Source organism: Aquicella siphonis (genome assembly GCF_902459485.1).
GTDB classification, from domain to species: domain Bacteria; phylum Pseudomonadota; class Gammaproteobacteria; order DSM-16500; family DSM-16500; genus Aquicella; species Aquicella siphonis.
In genome coordinates, this window is the sequence record NZ_LR699119.1 from 2,026,461 (window position 1) to 2,045,976 (window position 19,516).

Consider the following 19,516-nt stretch of genomic DNA (forward strand, 5'->3'; position numbering starts at 1 on the left):
ACCAGACTGACGAACCCTATCCATATCTACAAGCAAACCACCTCTTATACTGGATAATATCTCCATTTGCCAGACAGGACATAAGCTCTTGCATTCTGAATACTGATTAAATCAAACACTGTCCGCGCGCGGACAGATTCCCAAGCGAAGTTTCTTATTTAATTGATATTACGAATTGATATTACGATTATGCGGAGAATTGACCGGCTCGGTCACCGCAGACTTTTGTGATTTCTGAGGTTTCTTCTTGAACATATGCAAAAAACCGGGAATGCTGATTTTTTTACTTTTGTTCTCGCTAATATATTGCTCGTGAGAAAAGGCGGTTGGCCGGGGATGACGGCATCCGCGCTCCAGCAATGAAGAAGCTTTCTGCTCGTACGACGTTTCCTGACGATAGGCCAGACCCTGGGTTTCACGATCGGACGAACCCGGGATTCCGGTGATCATCTCGCACATATTGTGCTTATGCTGGGTATTGACGTAATCAGTCAGAAATCTCTGTTTTTCTTCCATGGAATCGTGATAATTGACAATTCTCCCCTCGGCCTGAAATTGCCGGTACATGGCATTGGTTAACTCCGCCACTTCCTGCTCCCTGTCCAGCGCGCTCTTGCACCCGCCCATGCGCACCCCCAGCATTTCCGCCAGAATACGCTCATAACAGGCTTTGTATGTCGCGTCATTGATATCAGCCGATTTGGCCACGGGATTCATCATCATCGCGCCGTCGCTCACAAAACCCACCACGCTGGTACCAATATCATTAGACAAAAACGATGCCAGATTAGCCGCCGCCTGTATCAATAGCGCCAGATTTTTCTGTGTCGAGGGATTCGCGATGGTATTATATTTTCCCTCAAGCAAATCATCACAAATTTTCTTTAATGAATGCGCTTCATCATCTTCCATTCTGCGCGGTTGCTCAGAATTGACTGATGAGAGAAAGCCTATCACCTTATGAAAATCATCGAACCCGATCACAGACGGCCCTTCCATTTCCTGTTTTAACCGTATATGAAGCAGCTGAAGCTTGTCTTTCGCCATGAAAACCAAATCCCGCGCACACGAATAATCCTGCAAAGACTTGTCCGTCATTTTCTCATACACATTGACGCCGTTATTAGTTTCTTTCACCACGAACTTAATCCTGATGAGATCATCAGAAAGCATGGGGGGATCCATCACAACCGCCCCGGTTAACTTGTCATAATAAATATTTTTATGCTGCAAATATTCCTGCAACTCTTTATTGGCCAAATGCTTGCGCCAGATCATGTCACGGGGATTTTCCCCTGTGCGGCAGGCGAGATAACGTGGCGAGCCGGGATCCACCAGAGTCTGGTGCAGAATAGGAATGGTGATTTCATTCGCAGGATGCAGTCCTTTCCACACTTCCATGTGTCGGTTCGCGTGCTCCAGCAGGCGCGAATCCGTAAACATGAGCAAATGATTGCGGTTGGCCAGCCGCTGACGCTCTTCCTTTTCCCTGACCTGATAAGGAGAACTAATACCCATGCGCACGCCGGTAATAATCTGGTCGACCGCATCATTTCCACTCCCATCCTTTCCAATCAGTATCGTGGCTTCTTCCCAGGCATTCGCCGGGTTAGGCAAGCTGCGCTGCATGGGCGTTGCGGACAAAGTCAGCGCCTCGGGATGGCTGGCAAAAAAAGCCTTTGCCCATGGATGCGCGCCATGGAATTGCTCAAACCAGGGCTGATTTTCATAATCACGCATGTCTTCTGCGGGAAAATTCATGCGCCTTGCGAAAGACAAGGCGGCAGGATGCCCACTGTTATCATGGCGCACTGTACAAACCGATTCGTCTTTTCTGCTCATTATCCATATAAGATCGCGCGCCTCCATCATGCCGTGCGTCGCCGTTTTATAATCCGGATAACATCCCGCTTCCACCAGCAGACTAGACAAGGCGCCATTGAATTTTTTATATTCTTCCCGTGCCTGTTCCAATTGAACCAGCTTCATTTCATCTGTATTGCATCTTCTCTTTTCCAGCAGCGCCATTCTTCGCTGAAAAACATTCAATGTTACCTGAAGCTTGGCCAAGATTTTCTTTTTTTCATCCAAATGGACTTCGCCATGCTGCAAAATCATTAACGCGCCGCGGGCACTGTCTATCCCTGAGGCAAAAAAGTCGTTCGCCCCTGTATTCACATTGCCTGGCTTGTGCGGATAAATCCTGACTTTCAAACCCGGGTTTGATCGCGGATATTCCACAAATGACTTGGTGTCCAGGTGTTTCTCGCGGATACCGCTCAGATACCGATCCATCCCTTCAACCGTGCCCTGAGCTGACACATCAGCTGCAAACCTGCGCATCGCCGCAGCCCATTGATTGCGTCCCGCCTCCAGCTTTTGCCGGGACGTTTCCTCTCCGCTTGCGATCAACAGATGCTGCGCATCTTGCTTCGATAGCGCCGCCGAAGCACCGGACGTCAGCGCGCCCTGAACAGGCCGTACCTCAGGCAGGGCCTGGGCCTGCAAACCTTTTTCCTTTTCATATTTATCCAGTGTACGCGAAAAAACCAGCAGGGTTTTGATTGCTTTTTGCGTGGGTTGCCTGAGTTTATTTGTAAACCGTTTGTGAACCAGCGAGACTTTCACAATCGCACTGTGAAATATCATGGAGCGAAACGCATGCCCTTGCTTGAGCGACTTGACTATCCCTCTTTCCAGGACTTTCCAGTTGCGCATGGCTGCGGGATTTTCCTGCATGACCTTGACCGCGCAGGCAAATACTCCCGTGCGGTCGCGGGCACTCTTGCATCCGGCAAGAGTATATGACTGGCTTCCCATGGCAAGGTGTTCCAGCGCCGCCATCATGATATTGCGCTGGTATCGCCGCAGTTTATCAAAAGGCGGCTGGCCATCCAGTAATAAGCGCAAGCTTTGACAAGCCTCTTCTCGCCGGACCAATTCATTGACCAGTTTTTTGTTATAACCGGCTTCGAGCATGGGCTGTCTCAATTGTGAAAACCTCACCTGCTCCAGATCAATGTCTGGCGAGAGCAGTGTTTTCGCAACGTTCTTTTTGATTTGGTCTAATTCCGCGATTTTTTCACGCCGCGCTCTTTCATCCTGACTCCATTCATTGGTCAGATGCGCATTCCTGTTCACCGCTGAATTGGTATGCGTGATATGCAGGTTCGCTCCATATCGGGTTTTATATTCCTGTTTAAAAGCTTCGTCACCCGCGAGCTCAGACATCACTTCTTTCACTAGCTTCACAAATCTTGCGTTATTATCCACATGACCAAAGCGCGCTTCTCCAATCAGGGGTGATAACAGGGTTTGATAATTGACATAAAAATTGAAATTGGCCGGATCAATCACATCGCCATACACTGCTTTGTATCCCTGTATTTGCCTGCCCAGTTGACTGGTAATCAATTCCCTCAAGATTTTTCTGGCGATTTTCTTTTGTTCTTCGGTCGGTCTCCTGAAGGGCTGGATCACCTTATCGATTAGTTTCTCATGTACGCCTCTCGGTCCGGGTTCTGGCACAGTCACACCCGGAATTCTTCTGACATCATAAGCAATGGCAACGCCGGTGCGCATGAATTGAGTATGTGAAAACTCCATTTCCGCACTGTTTTCCCTGCGCTGAGCCACTTCCATTTCAACAATTTGATTATTTGCTGGCACGGGCAGCCAGCGCGCGGAGGGCGGCGCCGTCACGCCGCGCCTCTTTAATTCATCGAGGTTTTGCGCGAAGAAACGTTCCAGCCAGGTGCCGGCCTCATCCATGCCCAAACCTGCGAGGCTTTTCGCGCTTTTAAACCAGTTTTGCTCCGCAAGATTTCCGAACAGCTCCGGATCGGCGTAATAGGATTCACTGATTTTATAAGGCGTGGATTTTTCAATGGTAACCCGGTCTTTTTCTTCTGATATGGTGCAGACAGACGGGTGGTCTTCGAGCATGATACCCAGGTCTCTCGCCATGGTGAGTTGTTTGCCGGCTTTCTCATATCCAATCTGCAAGACAGCCGCCAGAGACTGTGTGAACTCATCCGCCAGCCTTAATGTCAGATCTGCCGGGTCGTGGCCTGCCTGCTTGTTTTGCTCATATCGCTCATATATCTCTCTGGCGGCGCTCAATACCGTCGCCTTACGCGCATCATCCTCAAGATGTTTTACAATCAGGAGCATGCCGCGCAAGTAGCGCTGCGCCTGTACTTCGGCTTCATGTATATGAATCGGATTGAGTTTATAGGTATGCGCATTCTTGTCTGCATCATGATATTTGACTAAGATACGGGCGCCGTTCCTGTCGATGATATAGCCGTCAAAATCCTGTTCGCGCAACTGACGAATATGTTTTGCCAGCCCGTCTATCTGCTGATCCAGCTGGCTTGACTCGAAAGTCAAATGAATATCGTCGACCGGTTCGATTTTCTGCAAATAATCATTTTCATTCCTTACCGCGGCATAAATATCATTCGCTGAATACCGCTCATCCTCTTTTTTTCTCGACGTAGCCATGCCCACGCCCTCGTTGTTTGATCAAGATATTGTTCTGGATGCCAATATTTATAGTATAAGCGATGGATATTATTTAACCGGAAAATCACAAGTTATTGTTTTTTTAAAATATATTGACATTCCCACCCATTTGCCGCTCCCGGCAGCAAGCAGCGGTTTTTATAAATAGGCGCATACAATCAAAAAGCTGCAGTGCCGCGATCAGGATGGCTAGCATGTGCGCAGGCCGGATCTGTGAATATGAATTTTTAATAAAGAGGTTTAAACTTCGCACTCTTTCTGCTTTTTTTATAAAATAGGCTCTTACACCAGCCAATAACAATTATGAGTGACTCATGCTTTCTGCCAATAAAATGACTTCTCTTGAGCGCCGCGCCATCGCAGGCCTTTCATCCATCATGAGCTTGCGCATGATAGGATTATTCATGGTGCTGCCCGTTTTCAGTTTGTACGCACATCAATTAAAAGGCTCCACCCCCACACTTGTAGGCCTTGCCATGGGCATATACGGATTATCCCAGGCATTGTTCCAGATTCCGTTTGGCGCCCTGTCTGACCGTTACGGCCGCAAGCCCGTGATTGTGGCGGGTCTTCTCATTTTCTCAATCGGCAGCCTCGTTGCCGGGTTTGCCCACTCCATTTTTTTCATGATCTTGGGACGCGCACTTCAGGGAATCGGCGCGGTCGGCAGCACCATTATGGCGCTCCTGGCTGACCTGACGCGCGAAAACCAGCGCACCAAGGCCATGGCTGTTACCGGCATGACCATAGGATTTTCATTTTCAACCGCCATGCTCCTCGGCCCCTTGTTGACCCGCTGGCTGCCTGTCAGCAGCCTGTTTTTCCTGGCGGTGTTATTCGGCCTGGCTGGCATATTTGTCCTTTTTACTTCTGTCCCCGCGCCGCTCAACACCCACTGGCACCGCGACACCGAACCGGAATTGCATTCATTCTTCAAGTTATTGGTCGCACCCGAACTCGCAAAACTCAACTGCGGCATTTTCATTCTGCACGCCATTTTCACCGCCAGTTTTGTTGCGCTGCCCGTCAGCCTGAAGCAATTTGCCGGCCTGGAATCCAGCCGGCAGTGGGAAATCTATCTTCCTGCCCTTCTGGGAGCATTTATCGTCAGCCTCGTCTGCATAGGCATGGCAGAGCGAAAACAACAGGTGAAACCCTATTTCATTGGCGGCATCACGACACTTGCGCTGGCTGAACTCCTGATCTGGCTGACACCTTACAGCCTGGCACTGGCTGTAACAGGCATTTGTCTCTTTTTTACCGGCTTCTCGCTGCTGGAAGCCTTCCTGCCATCACTGATTTCCCGCGCGGCGCCCGCCGCGCGCAAAGGAAGTGCATTAGGCATCTATTCATGCGCCCAATTTTTAGGTATCTTTACAGGCGGTGTTCTAGGCGGATGGCTATTCGGCCATTTCGGTTTTTCGGGTGTTTACTTCTTCTGCACCGCTCTCGCGCTCTTCTGGCTGCTGCCAGCTTTCTTTATGCAGCCGCCGCGCTACCTTGTCACGCAAATGTGGCGCATTTATCCTCCCATGCAGCCTCATTGGGACACGATAGCCGCAAAACTGCAAGGTATTCCCGGCATGGTGGAAACCACTTACATTGCTGAAGACAGCACGGCGTATCTGAAGATGGAGCGGAAAACGCTGCAACATCCTGATTTCATTCGCCTCAAAGAACAACTACAATCGGAATAGGGTCTGTCATCATGACTGCTCGCAGCGAAAAACGAGCGGTTTGAGATGAACTTTGCAAAGTTGATCCGGGACCCATATTAAATTAGGAGCACAATTATGGCACGTGGTGTAAATAAAGTTATCTTGATAGGAAACCTGGGCAAAGACCCTGAAATTCGCTATACCCCAAGCGGCGCAGCAATCGCGAATATCACTGTCGCAACCAGTGAAACATGGAAAGACAAGCAAAGCGGCGAAAATGTGGAACGCACGGAATGGCATCGTGTCGTGTTTTACCAGCGCCTGGCTGAAATCGTAGGCGAATACTTGCGCAAGGGTTCGAAAGTCTATATCGAAGGCCGCCTGCAAACACGCAAATGGCAGGATAAAACCAGCGGCCAGGACCGCTATACCACTGAAATCATCGCTGAAAACATGCAAATGCTGGACAGCAAGGGCGGCGCTTCCGGTGGGTCAGCGTCTTATGAAAAACCGTCTGCAGCCAGCGCCGCTCCTGAAGCAGCGCCGTCACTGGATAACTTCGACGATGATATTCCCTTCTGATATTGCGGATAATCTGCTTGCAGCATAATCACCTGAAAAATAACCAATCAGACGAGGATATCTTCCGGTATCCTCGCCTGCCTGCTTGAGCATCCATCACAAAGCCATTCAAACAAGGAGGATACTCTATGGAAACGAAATTCGCCGCTGGACTCATCCTCTTGATCACTGTTCTCAGCGCATCCACGATCAGCCTGGCGGAAATCACGGCACCCCCCGCAGCCCGGCAAAATGCTCCCGTGCAGGCAGCCGGAAGCCGCGCGCTATCACAAGTCGAAAAAGAATTCGCTTTCAACTGGAATGACTACTCAACCATTCCCGCCGCCAAGGCCCGCATTGCAAAAACCGAAGGATTCCTGAACGCCATACAGGATTTTTCACATTTAAATGCCCAGGATACAGCCGCCCTGGGAAAACTGTATTACAAACTGGGCACTTATTACACGCACGTGACGCGCGAATCCGATCTCGCCATCCATAAACTGCAGCTGGCCGACGCTTTCCTCACCACCAAACAGGACAAGGCGTGGAATAACAATCATCTTGCGTATGCTTATGAGCAGAAATACGCTGCCAGCGGAAACGCGTCTGACAGGGAAAATGCCCTGCGGTATGCCAACAAGGTCATCACGCAGCTTTACTCCAACGCCAAAAACCGGGAAGTGGCTTTCGCCTATTGTGTGAAAGGATTGGTAATGAACGATGCTAGGGAATTCCCCTTGGCGGAAATGCATTTCAAAACCGCCCTGGACATTTATGAATCCATGCCCGGCGGAAAAGATGATCAATATGCCCGTGCGAAAAACCGGCTGGCCCATATTATTCTGGACCAGAACGGGCGCGATAAACTCGCGGTCGCCATGCTTGAACAACTGAAACAGTATTGGATGGACAAAAAAAATATCGGCTCAGACCCTTATGCAGCCAGGAATTTTATCTCCCTGGGCCAGGCCTACCTGAAAACCGGCCGCATTAAAGCGGCACAAAATGAATTTGACCGTGCTGTCCGCATATATGAAAAAGTCTACGGCGCGAACAATCCATTACTGGCCAAACCCTATCAGCTGCTCGCTGAAACTTATAAAAATCAGGGCCGGCTTAAACAGGCTGCGCTTTATGAAAAGCGCGCGGCGGCACTCTGACCCTAAAATGAACCAGCTCATGACAGTAAGGAATCTGACAATATGAAACGATTGCAAGACAAGGTTGCCGTCATTACCGGCGGCAACAGCGGCATAGGCAAGGGTATTGCCAAACGATTCGCTGAAGAAGGCGCAAAAGTGGTTATCTTTGGCCGCAATCCGGAGACGTTGCTCCAGGCGAAAAATGAAATCGGCGGAATGATCTTGACAGTCCAGGGCGATGTCACTCAAACCGAAGATTTGCAAAATCTTTATGCGCAAAGCATCTCACATTTTGGAAAAATTGATATTGTAGTAGCGAACTCAGGCGTGGGTGAGCGCATTCACGCTGCAAATGTCACGGAAAAAAATTTCGACTATATGGTGAATATCAATTACCGCGGCGTTTACTTCACTGTGAGGCATGCGCTTGAGCATTTAAATCCGAACGCCTCCATCATACTGATCGCCTCCTGCGCCGCCACCGTCACCTTGAAGCGGCACAGTGTTTATGCCTCGACAAAAGCCGCGGTTGTCAAGCTCGCGCAAAACTTTGCTTATGACTTGTCTGATTTATCCATTCGGGTCAACAGCATTTCTCCCGGCTATATCAGAACGCCCATATTCGATGAGCGGCTTAAACAAGACCCTGAATACCTTGCGCGCCGGGAAGCAAATATCCCTTTAAAACGCATAGGCGAACCTCAAGATATTGCTAACGCCGCGCTCTTTCTCGCCAGCAGCGAATCGTCATACATCACCGGCGTAGACTTGCTGGTGGACGGCGGATACTCCGCGTCATTCCTGGAAGGGTGAGAAGACCTGAAACAACCGGGAAAATCAAAAACAGAGACGACAAGCATGGACACACGCACACAAGATAATTCCAATAACATCGCATTACAACGGCTTGAAACGATATTGTCATTCGACTTCAATACTGTCATTGCCGTCACAGAAAACAAGACTGTCTACCAGGCCGTGCTGAGCGCGAAAGCCGTCCTCGACGCCTGGCTTGATCAATCAGGATTACTCCCTGTTTCACTAAAAAATCTATGCAGGCAAGTCACTATTTACTACCTGCTCTGTCTAAATGATCAAAAAACCGCAGAAAAATATGCATCAGCTTATCTTGCATTAACCGCGCCGGACAGCCTGGAACATGCCGAGGCACTCACATTTAAAGGTTACGCGGATGTCCTGGATCCGCGCCAGTCCGCTTCCGACCATTTGATCACAGCCCTGAAAATTTACTCCCGGCTCGGCCTCCGTACTCCCGGTCATCAAGATATACTTGCCGGACAGGCGTTTGCCTGCCGCTGCCTCGCCTTGATACAGCTGCGGTCATCCGATGGAAAATCCGCGCTTGAATCCATTCAAAACGCCGTCCTAATCGACCAGAAACTCTGCGAATCCCATCCCGGCATGCGCGGCGCACTTGCGATTTCATTTCATATCCAGGGCGACATTTACACTGTCTTGCACAAGAAACACTTCGCATTCCTGGCTTATCTTCATGCGCTGGAAATCAGGAAAAATCTTTATGAAGAAGAAAATGATATTGTAGTCGTGACACGCGATGCCGCCGAACAAACCCTGCGGGCTATTGTTGACACCGGTTCACTGGGCGGCCTGATCGGGTTTTTCAACCGCGATTTCACGTTTGACTGGAATGCCTGCGACACCATTACACCCTCCGGAATAAATATCGATAAAGCTGTTTTATTTGCCTCACTCACCTCCAGATATATTGATAGACTTGCTCCGGCTGATCAGATGACTTTTGCGCAGTTATTATTAAAACTGGGTTCGTATTGCATACACATCAAGCGCGATCCCGATCTTGCGCTTTCACTATTGTACCTGGCTGAAAAACTGGCGGCCGGACAAGAACAAGCCTGGATATGGAATCACATCGCTTTCTGTTACCAGCAGCAACTGGCGAATTCCGCGTCAGTCAATCCTAGCGAAAGCGAAATGAAGCATCTTTACAAACAGGTTTATCGCCTTGTTCACTCCATACTCATCACCTATTCCGACCAGTCTTCGCCATCAGAAATCCGGATCCTTGCTTTCGCAAGATGCGTTGAAGCGCTGATTTATTATGAAGCGTCCCGTTTTTATGCCCGCCTGCCTGATCAAAGCACTGTGAACATTAATGAAGTCATCTCTGGTTACCTGTCCGCGGCGGGTAGTTTTCAACATGCTCTGGCACTCTATGCGCGGATAGATGCAAAAGATACCCAATACATGCGGGCATTAAATCGTCTGGCCATGATACAAGTGGAAACAGCCGGGCTCATGGCCAGACATGGCATGAATGAACAGGCTGTCTCAGTCAGACAGGAAGCCATGGCTGCATTTGACGAACTGGAAACATTCTGGTCCGTAAGCAGCGCGGAAAAGTCCATTTACGCAGCAAGATTTTATATGAATTATGGAGAGTTTCTCGCATGCAGCAGCGATATTGACGAACTTTCGCACGCGGCAACACTCTACCGAATGGCTATAGCAGGGTTTGCCAGCCAGGAGGGAGAAAAGAAACGCCTGGCCGATGCAACCGCAAAAGCGGTCAATCTGCAGGATAAAATAGCATTGTTACAGACACACACACGGCGGACCCATGTTTTTTTTAAGGCATGCGAAACAAACCATCCACCGCGGATGCCGCCTCCTGTCAGCACTCTTGCTTACCAGCCTTAAGCAGCGGGGTGATTGAGAGCTGCATGAACACGGTTTTAGCTATTGACGAACGCCTCAACCTGTTTCAATCTGAATTTCACTCTCATGTTTATATACAAACAAAAGGATCATTAACATGGAACTTTCCAGCTCTGCCTTTGAGCACGCCAGCTCGATTCCTGCAAAATACACTTGTGACGGCGACAATATCAATCCTCCATTAAGCATCAGCAATGTTCCTCACGGCGCCAAATGCCTGGTGCTAATCATGGATGACCCCGATGTGCCGCGAAATTTACGTCCTGACGGCATGTATGATCACTGGATTATTTTCAATATGCCGCCTGACTTGAAAGAAATCCCGGAAGGACATGAACCGCCCGGCATACATGGAAAAACCACCGCTGGAGGCACCCGTTATGTCGGTCCTTGTCCGCCTGACAGAGAGCATCGTTATTTTTTTAAGTTATACGCCCTGGACACACTGTTAACCCTGCCAGCCAAAGCCAGCAAACTGGAAGTCCAAAAAAACATGGAAGGACATATTCTTGCACAAGCGGAACTTATGGGATTGTATGCGCGCTCATAGTCGCGAAGATGATTAAAACAAGCGGCATCCCTTCAGGGTGCCGCTTGTCCATTCGGGTTTCCCCGCATTCCTCAGGAACGCGCTGGAAGATTGGTGAGCGGACAGCTCATATAGCCTGTTGTGCAAGTATAAAAATCTTTGAACTTGGTCCATGAACCCGCGGTAAAACTGGGCTTGATGGAAGTGTTGACTGTTTTCAGTCTTACATTTCTTGAATCAGGATCTTTGTAAGTGTAAAACACACTCCATTCATTCTGGTCAGTAGAGAATGCCGTACCCGAAGCAAAGACGAATACCAGATCTTTTCCTGTTGGCAGATTGGCCGTATGGGTGCTTTCAACCAGATACTGCCGGTTAAAATCGGTGCAAACCACTTTGCCCATTGCGTCAGCCTTGCAGTGAAGACGCTCTGGCGGATAATAATCTCCCGCTGCAAAAGCCGTTCCACCCATTCCTAGCATCAATGCAAACACACCGCCAATGATGGTTTTTAATTTCATTATAAAATCCTCCCTGTTAATGGAAATAAAAAATCCGCACGAAGCGTAGCTGGGCGGTGCTATGATGTCAACAACTGTCATCCGTACAAAGACGATGCCGCCGGAACAGAGAAAAACCCGGCATGGGTTAGCCGTTCGCGTCCCTGATTGATAAAAATCATGTTTTTTTATTTTTCCACTTGTTATTATTGCGAAATCTGTCAAAAATGATTAAATATGAAAATTATTTAACAACAAAAGGGACCGGGCATGAATACCGCATTACTTATGCTAGAACTTCAGAACGATTATTTCCCAAACGGAAGGATACCATTAGAGAAAAGTCTTGAAGCATGTTCCAGGGCAGAAACCGTATTGCTTGCCTGCCGGGAAAAAAAGCTTCCTGTTATCCATGTTCAGCATATCTCCACCCACCCTGACGCGGCTTATTTCCTGCCTTGCACAAAAGGGGCCGATTTTTACAACACCGTACAGCCGGCCAAAAATGAAACGGTCATCAAGAAACATTACCCTAACAGTTTTAAAGACACGATTCTGCTAAACCACCTGATCAAAAACCAGATCAACCACCTCGTCATCTGCGGCATGATGACCCAATCGTCCATAGACGCAACGGTGCGCGCGGCTTTTGACCTGGGCTTTAGCTGCACCGTATTGCATGACGCCTGCGCTGCCCGCCAGCTGGAGTTTAACCATAGCGCCATCAGTGCGCAAAATGTTCATTATGCTTTTCTGGCCGCCATGCAGCCTTCTTATGCCACTGTCATGAGCTGTGATGATTTCCTGCAAAAATCCGGCAGCCGGATTGCAGCAGTTGCCTAAGCACAAAGCAGCTTAAGACAATGACCTGGGAATCCCGTTATATACCGCCGGATCCAACCCTTTGGCAGGGACGACACGACCTGCCTGATGACTCCTGTTTTTATCAGCATATGCAATTGCTGAACCTGCTCGAGCAAGAACCCGTCAAGTCCGCGGAAATCACTTTTGCGCTGGTCGGATTCAAATGTGACGAAGGAGTACAGCGCGACCTGGGACGCACAGGCGCTTTTGAAGGGCCTACCGCCATTCGCCAGCGATTGGGCAGACTGCCGATTCAAAAACCGAGCATTCATTGCTATGACGCCGGGAACATCATCTGCACCGACCACGATCTGGAGACAAGCCAGGCGGCCCTGGCTGAAGTCATAGCGAGGCTGCTGAAAAAAGGGATACGCCCCATTGTCATTGGAGGCGGCCACGAAGTGGCGTGGGGCCATTTTCAGGGGATTGCCCGCGTGATTTCCCCGCAAGAGCGCCTGGGCATTATCAATTTTGACGCACATTTTGACATGCACCCCATGCATCCCAGCCATCGCAGCAGCGCATCAACGACGTTTTATCAGATCGCCCGCGCTCACGAGGCCGAACAGCGTCATTTTGATTATAATTGCATAGGCATCCAGCATGCGGGAGACATCCGGCAATCGTTTGATTTCGCGAAACAGTTTCATGTCAAACATATTCTTGCTGATGATTTGCATCAAGGCTTGCAAGAAAAGTGCTTCGATTTCATTGACCGCGTCATTGACGAAAACCACGCCATCTACCTGAGTTTGTCATTGGATGTTTTTTCTCCGGCGTTCGCTCCCGGCGTTAGCTCGGTGCAGCCACTGGGCCTGAACCCCTGGCATATCATACCCATGCTGAGACAGGCCGCCGCTTCCGCCAAAATGATCAGTTATGATATTGCTGAACATGTGCCGCGTTATGATATCGATCACCGCACAGCCAAACTGGCAGCGGTATTAATTTATGAAATCATACATCATCACATTGAACCCGCCGCTCAGCGGGTCAAAACTTGAATATGCGTCCGTTACAATTTCAGAAGACAATATTGAACTGGTTTGACCAGCACGGCCGCAAGCATTTGCCCTGGCAGCAAGACAAGACACCCTACCGTGTCTGGATATCTGAAATCATGTTGCAGCAAACACAAGTCAATACGGTTATTCCCTATTATGAACAATTCATGCAGCGGTTTCCCAGTTTGAAAGCGCTTGCACAAGCGTCAGTGGACGATGTTTTGCATAGCTGGGCAGGATTGGGTTATTACAGCCGCGCCCGCAACCTGCATCGCGCCGCCAAATGGATTTTAGAGGAAGTTAACGGCATATTTCCGGACAATATTGCAGATTTGATGCAGCTTCCCGGAATTGGCCGGTCCACGGCCGGCGCCATACTATCTATCGCCTTCGGGAAAAAAGCGCCTATTCTGGACGGTAATGTAAAGCGCGTGCTGTCACGTTTCGCCGGCATTGATGAACCCGTCAATGACAAAACCACGGAAAATAAACTCTGGGCCCTGGCGGAACGTTATACCCCCGAAAAGCGCGTGGATCATTATACCCAAGCCATCATGGACCTGGGCGCCACGCTTTGCACGCGCAGCAAACCGCAATGCGGGACATGCCCGTTGGGCAAAAACTGTTACGCATACCGGATGGGCATGGCAGACTTATTACCCAAAAAAAAATCGGCTCGCACCTTGCCAGTCCGCGCCGCCGCCTTTCTGATACTGCGAAACAAGGGGCGCATCCTGCTACACAAACGCCCGGAAACAGGCATCTGGGGCGGCTTATGGAGCCTCCCTGAGATTCCAGGCAAACCCGATGAGGGCAAAATACGAGAATATTGCCGCCGGCAGCTCCGTCATCCCATTGCATGTTATCAGCCACTGGAACCCTTCAGGCATACTTTCAGCCATTATCATCTGGATATTCATCCGGTCATTGTCACGATACGGCCATCACACCGGCCCGCGCTGGACACAGAGATGGAAGCAGGCATGCAAATTTGGTATAACCCTAGGGAAGCGAAAGCCGTCGGCCTGCCCAAACCGATACAATTATTGCTGCGAGGGTTAGATGACCAGAATCATACAATGCGCAAAACTGCACAAAGAAGCGGAAGGACTCGCCCAGCCTCCGCTTCCCGGCGAGCTGGGTAAAAAGATATACGAACACATATCGAAAGAAGCCTGGCAATTGTGGCTTGCACATCAAACCATGTTGATCAATGAATACCGTCTGAGCATGATAGATCCCAAATCCCGGGCGTTTCTCATGCAGGAAATGGAAAAATTTCTTTTTGGCGCCGGCAGTGAAAAACCCGCCGGGTATGTGCCCAAACATACTGACTAAAGCCCCGCATCAGGGTCAACGGCATTCTCTCCGCCGCGCGAAACGCGGCGGAGAGAATGTGATGCCTGGGCCCTGCCTGGAAAAATCAGAGCGCGCCTACATTGACCGCATGCTTGGGTCCGCGGGATTCCGAAAAAGGAACTTCCACATCACTCTGGCTGGACGATGACGAACTCCTGGCCGCCATCCGCGGCTGATCATACGAACCTTCATCCTGACCGCCGCTGCTGCTGTATGCATATTGATCGCCATATTCCGGCGGCATCTGATCATCCGGCGTCATGGGCCTGCCGCTTTCCGCTGCCGCCATCCTGTCATCAAACGTTGAATAAGGCTCATATTCTTCAATGCGGTTTCGGCATCCTGTCAAAATTACAATCAATGCTGCAGCTGCCAATATCAAGTAACGCGATTTCATTTAAAGCTCCTATTGTTTATAGCCCTCGGATTTTCCCTGGTGCCGCGTTTACAATCAATAACCTACCCAGAGAACAATTACCGCAGATAATCCCATGAATCAAGGAAAATCTGCTTGACTCATCCCCCCTGTATCGGTTTAATAGGCATCTCGATTTTTGAGATGGCCAGATAGCTCAGTTGGTAGAGCAGAGGACTGAAAATCCTCGTGTCGACGGTTCGATTCCGCCTCTGGCCATTGTCAGATCAAGGGTCTTTCCCATTTCAGGGGGCGCTCACCTATGAGCACAGTACTCTAACCCGAAGCCGATAGTTTTCAAAGTTTCGAAACCCATAAGCCCGCCGCTGTATCAGTTTCAGTTTACAAATACCTATCGAAGTGGCGCACTAAAAATGGAAGGCTTACCATAGGAAGATATCCAAGTTAATCCGTAAATAAACAGCGCAATCAGATAAAGGAATGAAAATCCATATTGCATGGCGTTATATTCCAATAATCCTCCAAGCATGGCTCCTATCAAGTTATAAGCCATTGCACCAGCAATATTGTTCACTTTTGCAAGAAGAATAGAAAAAATTAATCCGGAAAAGAACAAAGGACCAGTGAGCAAGATTACTGTGAAAAATTTCGCAATGACACCATGATGAAAAATCCCGCCCCGCATGGAAATGAGGTACCCGGCACCTATAATTAGGATAAGAGACAAATAAGCCCAATGCAAATTGCGAACGGGAAATCTACTCGATAGCAGGTTCGCAAAAAACGCCATGAGTAACACACTTATAATAGTTATGCCTATAACATACCAGGTATTACCGTATAGCAGACCAAGCTCGGTAATAGCTTTGGTTTCGATTAACATAAATCCGCTTCCGAGAAAGAAGAACGGCAAGAGCGACGGCTCCCACTGATGCCCGGGAAGAAATGCGCGAAGCAAAACAATAGATAGCAGAAAAATCAAACCCAGAGAAACCACATAAGATGCCGGATACATTTTGGAATCCATATAAAAGAAAGGCCAATCATCCGTTGGGAGATCAAGCATATTAAAGTTACTATTAATATAACGAGATGTGACATCTTTCAGTCCGTATTGCTTCATAAAATTTTCTGGCAACTTAATTTCTGCATTTTTTCTCACCATAAAAGTGGTGGTTTCAGCGGAATCATAACCCGTGAGTATAGCTGCCGGTTTGCCCGCCTGCGGCATTTCCTTTAAAATACGAAAAATCTTTTCTCCCATGCGGGAACTTGACAAAGCAAACGATACGCTCAACAAACCTCCGGGATTCAAATGTTCAAATGCCTCATGCAATCCCTCTGTGGTATAAACAAATGAATCAAGACGTACATTACTGCCGTGAGAAAGTAAAATATGTGAATCCAGAACACCATATACGATGGCGTCAAAGCTTTCAGTGGTATTTCGGAAGAATGTGCGCGCATCGTCGATGACAGAATGCACGCGCTGATCACTGTAAGGATGCTCAGGATGATTCATACGCCCCAGGTCATGAATCACCGGATCTATTTCAACGGCATATATTTCACGCGCGCCGCTTCTAAGTGCCGCAGCAACATCATTGCCGCTCCCCGCACCCATAATCGCAACTTTATTTAGAGAAGCAGAGGCACGAAAAGGCAACTCATAATAACCGACTATTTTTTTCAAAGGATCAGTATCGCGGTTAGTATTAGCCAGCGACAGATCGTATACTTTCTGATAGTAGCTTCCTGATGCAAGAATCTGCATAAACCCGTCAGGTTTAGTGATTTTTTGAATAAGCTGATAGGGGGAGTAAATGTTTTGCACCAGCGGTTCTAGCGGCCAAGCTGTAAGCAAAATACATATTGCCACAGACAATAACCCTATGCCTCTTGCATGCAGCGAGGGCATTTGATACCAGAGTAAAATGGTCGCACTGATGCCAAACCATACAACGGGACCGATCCAGAAACAGCTAAGAATAAATAATGCAATAACACCCAGTATGCTGCCCAGCAAATTACATCCATAACTAATTAATGGCCTGTCATTTTCCATTAAAAATCCACAGAATTGTCCGATTGGCATAAGAACAAGCACATTCAAAATGAATGTGCCAATTAATAATATATAGACAGGAACATAAACCACAATACGTGATACAAAATCTGCGTGATTAACAAAATTACCGAATACAGCTGACTCCTCTTGCACCGGAACCACGTAGAGAAGCTCAAGAATAAATTTTGGAGCCGCATACCGCAACAACGTTAGCAATAATATCGTTAACGCCAACATTGGCAGAGCCGTTGTTATTAATAAGGGAAACTTACGCGCCAGCGCATATCCGATACCCAATCCGCAAAAACACGCCAAGAGAGTGAAATTCTTATACAATGCAAACAAGGGAAATAAGCTTGCTTGCCAGCGGATTAACACCAACTCAAGAAATAAAGTCAGGGCAGCAATAACAATGACGGCAAGATATCTGGATTTAGGCGGCGTATAACGCACCCACTCCTCTATCTGAACAGACGATTGTTTGATCCATTGCTCTAAAATCAGCGAAGCCCGGCGTTGAAAAGTTTGCGCCCATAGATAAACCAGCGCAACGGACGCAATATAGAATACACATAGAATAATGTAATATTGGACAGGTTGAATTTCCAATGGAAAGACAAGCGAAATCAATTGCGGCAACAAAAGAAACATCAATAATACTAATGCACATATCGCCAGCAACATCGCTACCCGGATATAAGCCATAATTTAATATATCCTATATTAAACCATTAGAATTTCCACACCCCGATCAATACACTGACTGACAAATTGTATTGAGGGAATACATGTCCCTATCGCATTGCTCCCAGTCTAGCGCAATACCAGGCGCGTGAACAAGCCATCATTAGCTGCACTATTTCTAGCCGCAGATAATGCTCATCCTACAGCTTGCATAAAGAAAGAAAGCCACAGAATCACTGTCTTCATTATTGAAAATCCTCGTATTGACGGTTTAATTCCGCCTCTGGCCATTGTCAGCATAAGCAAAAAGCCGGTAAAATCCGCTTGACCTTATTGTTGCTATATACCTTACCTTTGCGTGCAAGGAGGGCAAACCTATGACCCAGTGGTATGTTAAAGACTTGAGTAAATTGACGCACGTATCGGTGCAAACACTGCATCATTACGATCGCATCGGTCTGCTCAAGCCCTCAGTCAGACTACCCAACGGTTATCGATTGTACTCCGAGAAGGACTTGTTGAAGTTACAGCAGATTATTGCGCTTAAATTTTTTGGCTTTGAGCTTGCCCAAATCAAACAATTGCTGGATGCAGATATTGATATTATCGAGCATTTTTCCGCGCAATTGCAGTTTCTGCAAGACAGGGCCAAACAATTATTCAATGCCAGCAATGCATTAAAAGACATTATTTCTGACTGTCAACGCCATCAAGTTATTCCCTGGAAAAATGTGATTAAATTAATAGAGGTATATCGTATGACGCAGCAATTAGAAAAAACATGGGCGGGTAAGGTATTCAACGACAAGGAACTGAAAGAATACGCAAAGTTCGAGCAGGAATTATCGGCCAGATTTACTGAAAGCGAAGAAATGAAATGCCGGCAAGCCTGGTTTGACTTGGCGAAAGAAGTAGAAGCCAATTTAAATATGGATCCTGCAAGCGAGACCGGAATTGCGCTTGGCAAACGCTGTATGGACTGGGTCAATAATCTGTATGGAAAACAATATATACACCTGCGTAACGCCATCTGGGAAAAAGGTTTTATGAGCGGCCACGGTGCCGAGGAACATGGATTAACCCCGGCAAGTGTTGCCTGGTTAGATAAAGCGGTGGATGAATACTACAAGAGCAGGATTTATAACATCCTGAACCAGGTGAACGACAAACCCTCCGCCCAGCTATTAAAACAATGGAATGACTTGCTAAATGACATGTATGGCGATGATCAAGCTGGCAAAATGGAGTTGATCAAAACAGCCTTGCTGGATAAAAAAGTAAGCCAGGCCGCAAAAAAATGGCTTAAACAATCAGCCAAGTAAATTGACAAGCGGGCGCATCGCCCGCTTTTTTTCGTTCAGGAAAGCCGGAAACAGACAAGTGCGATAACTGAACGGGCACAAGATTGGAAACGATAGATACAGCCAAAGTTCAAGCCTGCGCTACACCGCATCAGCTTTCTGATCCTGCACAGAATAATCAAGAATGGGTCATAAAAATAGCTGGCTTAATTATAGGATTCA

At 48.1% G+C, this 19,516-nt stretch carries 15 protein-coding genes, 1 tRNA gene and 1 pseudogene; 12 read left to right on the forward strand and 5 right to left on the reverse strand.

The window, feature by feature from the left end:
• Positions 1 to 168: 168 nt before the first annotated feature.
• A complete protein-coding gene (locus AQULUS_RS09415; protein ID WP_148339897.1) occupies positions 169 to 4,506 on the reverse strand; it encodes a hypothetical protein in 4,338 nt (1,445 codons plus the stop codon).
• 335 nt (positions 4,507 to 4,841) lie between these two features.
• On the opposite strand from AQULUS_RS09415, the gene AQULUS_RS09420 reads away from it, so the two are divergent.
• The 6 genes from AQULUS_RS09420 to AQULUS_RS09445 all read left to right on the forward strand — a co-directional run bounded on the left by AQULUS_RS09420 (position 4,842) and on the right by AQULUS_RS09445 (position 11,159).
• Positions 4,842 to 6,224 carry an MFS transporter gene (locus AQULUS_RS09420; RefSeq protein WP_148339898.1) on the forward strand — a complete coding sequence of 461 codons (1,383 nt, stop codon included), beginning with the start codon at positions 4,842 to 4,844 and terminating at the stop codon, positions 6,222 to 6,224.
• 96 nt (positions 6,225 to 6,320) lie between these two features.
• Positions 6,321 to 6,767: a single-stranded DNA-binding protein gene (ssb, locus tag AQULUS_RS09425; protein ID WP_148339899.1), complete on the forward strand. Its 447-nt coding sequence runs from the start codon at positions 6,321 to 6,323 to the stop codon at positions 6,765 to 6,767.
• A 128-nt stretch (positions 6,768 to 6,895) separates the two neighbouring features.
• Positions 6,896 to 7,909 carry a tetratricopeptide repeat protein gene (locus AQULUS_RS09430; protein ID WP_148339900.1) on the forward strand — a complete coding sequence of 338 codons (1,014 nt, stop codon included), beginning with the start codon at positions 6,896 to 6,898 and terminating at the stop codon, positions 7,907 to 7,909.
• Positions 7,910 to 7,951: 42 nt separating this feature from the next.
• Positions 7,952 to 8,704, forward strand: coding sequence for an SDR family NAD(P)-dependent oxidoreductase (locus tag AQULUS_RS09435; RefSeq protein ID WP_148339901.1), 753 nt, complete (start codon positions 7,952 to 7,954; stop codon positions 8,702 to 8,704).
• Between the two features lie 45 nt (positions 8,705 to 8,749).
• Complete coding sequence (locus AQULUS_RS09440; protein ID WP_148339902.1) at positions 8,750 to 10,591, forward strand: hypothetical protein; 1,842 nt, start codon at positions 8,750 to 8,752, stop codon at positions 10,589 to 10,591.
• Positions 10,592 to 10,706: 115 nt separating this feature from the next.
• The gene (locus AQULUS_RS09445) at positions 10,707 to 11,159 is read left to right on the forward strand and encodes a YbhB/YbcL family Raf kinase inhibitor-like protein (protein ID WP_148339903.1); all 453 of its coding nucleotides are present in this window, start codon (positions 10,707 to 10,709) and stop codon (positions 11,157 to 11,159) included.
• Between the two features lie 71 nt (positions 11,160 to 11,230).
• On the opposite strand, the gene AQULUS_RS09450 is transcribed toward AQULUS_RS09445, so the two are convergent.
• A complete protein-coding gene (locus AQULUS_RS09450) occupies positions 11,231 to 11,659 on the reverse strand; it encodes a hypothetical protein (protein ID WP_148339904.1) in 429 nt (142 codons plus the stop codon).
• Positions 11,660 to 11,908: 249 nt separating this feature from the next.
• Here AQULUS_RS09450 and AQULUS_RS09455 point away from each other — a divergent pair, with 249 nt between their 5' ends.
• From AQULUS_RS09455 to AQULUS_RS09470, 4 genes are read left to right on the forward strand one after another with little or no spacing between them, the layout of a single operon-like run.
• Positions 11,909 to 12,481 (forward strand): cysteine hydrolase family protein, encoded by a 573-nt coding sequence (locus AQULUS_RS09455; protein WP_148339905.1) that lies wholly within the window; start codon positions 11,909 to 11,911, stop codon positions 12,479 to 12,481.
• Between the two features lie 20 nt (positions 12,482 to 12,501).
• On the forward strand, positions 12,502 to 13,506 hold the full coding sequence (gene hutG, locus AQULUS_RS09460; protein WP_148339906.1) for a formimidoylglutamase: 1,005 nt from the start codon (positions 12,502 to 12,504) through the stop codon (positions 13,504 to 13,506).
• A 2-nt stretch (positions 13,507 to 13,508) separates the two neighbouring features.
• The gene (gene mutY, locus AQULUS_RS09465; protein WP_148339907.1) at positions 13,509 to 14,651 is read left to right on the forward strand and encodes an A/G-specific adenine glycosylase; all 1,143 of its coding nucleotides are present in this window, start codon (positions 13,509 to 13,511) and stop codon (positions 14,649 to 14,651) included.
• Entirely contained in the window at positions 14,569 to 14,844 is a 276-nt protein-coding gene (locus AQULUS_RS09470; RefSeq protein WP_148339908.1) for an oxidative damage protection protein, read from the forward strand. Before mutY ends, AQULUS_RS09470 begins: the two co-directional genes overlap by 83 nt.
• A gap of 85 nt (positions 14,845 to 14,929) precedes the next feature.
• On the opposite strand, the gene AQULUS_RS09475 is transcribed toward AQULUS_RS09470, so the two are convergent.
• Complete coding sequence (locus AQULUS_RS09475; protein ID WP_148339909.1) at positions 14,930 to 15,262, reverse strand: hypothetical protein; 333 nt, start codon at positions 15,260 to 15,262, stop codon at positions 14,930 to 14,932.
• Between the two features lie 164 nt (positions 15,263 to 15,426).
• Here AQULUS_RS09475 and AQULUS_RS09480 point away from each other — a divergent pair.
• A tRNA-Phe gene (locus AQULUS_RS09480) sits at positions 15,427 to 15,499 on the forward strand.
• 41 nt (positions 15,500 to 15,540) lie between these two features.
• Here AQULUS_RS09480 and AQULUS_RS09485 read toward each other — a convergent pair.
• Positions 15,541 to 15,624 (reverse strand): annotated as a pseudogene (locus AQULUS_RS09485) (transposase); the annotation flags it as partial.
• Between the two features lie 8 nt (positions 15,625 to 15,632).
• On the reverse strand, positions 15,633 to 18,014 hold the full coding sequence (locus AQULUS_RS09490) for a spermine/spermidine synthase domain-containing protein (protein WP_148339910.1): 2,382 nt from the start codon (positions 18,012 to 18,014) through the stop codon (positions 15,633 to 15,635).
• A 356-nt stretch (positions 18,015 to 18,370) separates the two neighbouring features.
• Here AQULUS_RS09490 and AQULUS_RS09495 point away from each other — a divergent pair, with 356 nt between their 5' ends.
• Positions 18,371 to 19,315 carry a MerR family transcriptional regulator gene (locus AQULUS_RS09495; protein ID WP_148339911.1) on the forward strand — a complete coding sequence of 315 codons (945 nt, stop codon included), beginning with the start codon at positions 18,371 to 18,373 and terminating at the stop codon, positions 19,313 to 19,315.
• Positions 19,316 to 19,516 lie beyond the last annotated feature (201 nt).

What these genes read in the sequence shown, in the direction of transcription:
- AQULUS_RS09470 (WP_148339908.1), top strand. Translation starts at nt 14,569, where the DNA reads ATGACCAGAATCATACAATGCGCAAAACTGCACAAAGAAGCGGAAGGA.
- mutY (WP_148339907.1), top strand. Translation starts at nt 13,509, where the DNA reads ATGCGTCCGTTACAATTTCAGAAGACAATATTGAACTGGTTTGACCAG.
- ssb (WP_148339899.1), top strand. Translation starts at nt 6,321, where the DNA reads ATGGCACGTGGTGTAAATAAAGTTATCTTGATAGGAAACCTGGGCAAA.
- AQULUS_RS09455 (WP_148339905.1), top strand. Translation starts at nt 11,909, where the DNA reads ATGAATACCGCATTACTTATGCTAGAACTTCAGAACGATTATTTCCCA.
- AQULUS_RS09445 (WP_148339903.1), top strand. Translation starts at nt 10,707, where the DNA reads ATGGAACTTTCCAGCTCTGCCTTTGAGCACGCCAGCTCGATTCCTGCA.
- AQULUS_RS09450 (WP_148339904.1), bottom strand. Translation starts at nt 11,659, where the DNA reads ATGAAATTAAAAACCATCATTGGCGGTGTGTTTGCATTGATGCTAGGA.
- AQULUS_RS09415 (WP_148339897.1), bottom strand. Translation starts at nt 4,506, where the DNA reads ATGGCTACGTCGAGAAAAAAAGAGGATGAGCGGTATTCAGCGAATGAT.
- hutG (WP_148339906.1), top strand. Translation starts at nt 12,502, where the DNA reads ATGACCTGGGAATCCCGTTATATACCGCCGGATCCAACCCTTTGGCAG.
- AQULUS_RS09475 (WP_148339909.1), bottom strand. Translation starts at nt 15,262, where the DNA reads ATGAAATCGCGTTACTTGATATTGGCAGCTGCAGCATTGATTGTAATT.
- AQULUS_RS09490 (WP_148339910.1), bottom strand. Translation starts at nt 18,014, where the DNA reads ATGGCTTATATCCGGGTAGCGATGTTGCTGGCGATATGTGCATTAGTA.
- AQULUS_RS09430 (WP_148339900.1), top strand. Translation starts at nt 6,896, where the DNA reads ATGGAAACGAAATTCGCCGCTGGACTCATCCTCTTGATCACTGTTCTC.
- AQULUS_RS09420 (WP_148339898.1), top strand. Translation starts at nt 4,842, where the DNA reads ATGCTTTCTGCCAATAAAATGACTTCTCTTGAGCGCCGCGCCATCGCA.
- AQULUS_RS09435 (WP_148339901.1), top strand. Translation starts at nt 7,952, where the DNA reads ATGAAACGATTGCAAGACAAGGTTGCCGTCATTACCGGCGGCAACAGC.
- AQULUS_RS09440 (WP_148339902.1), top strand. Translation starts at nt 8,750, where the DNA reads ATGGACACACGCACACAAGATAATTCCAATAACATCGCATTACAACGG.
- AQULUS_RS09495 (WP_148339911.1), top strand. Translation starts at nt 18,371, where the DNA reads ATGACCCAGTGGTATGTTAAAGACTTGAGTAAATTGACGCACGTATCG.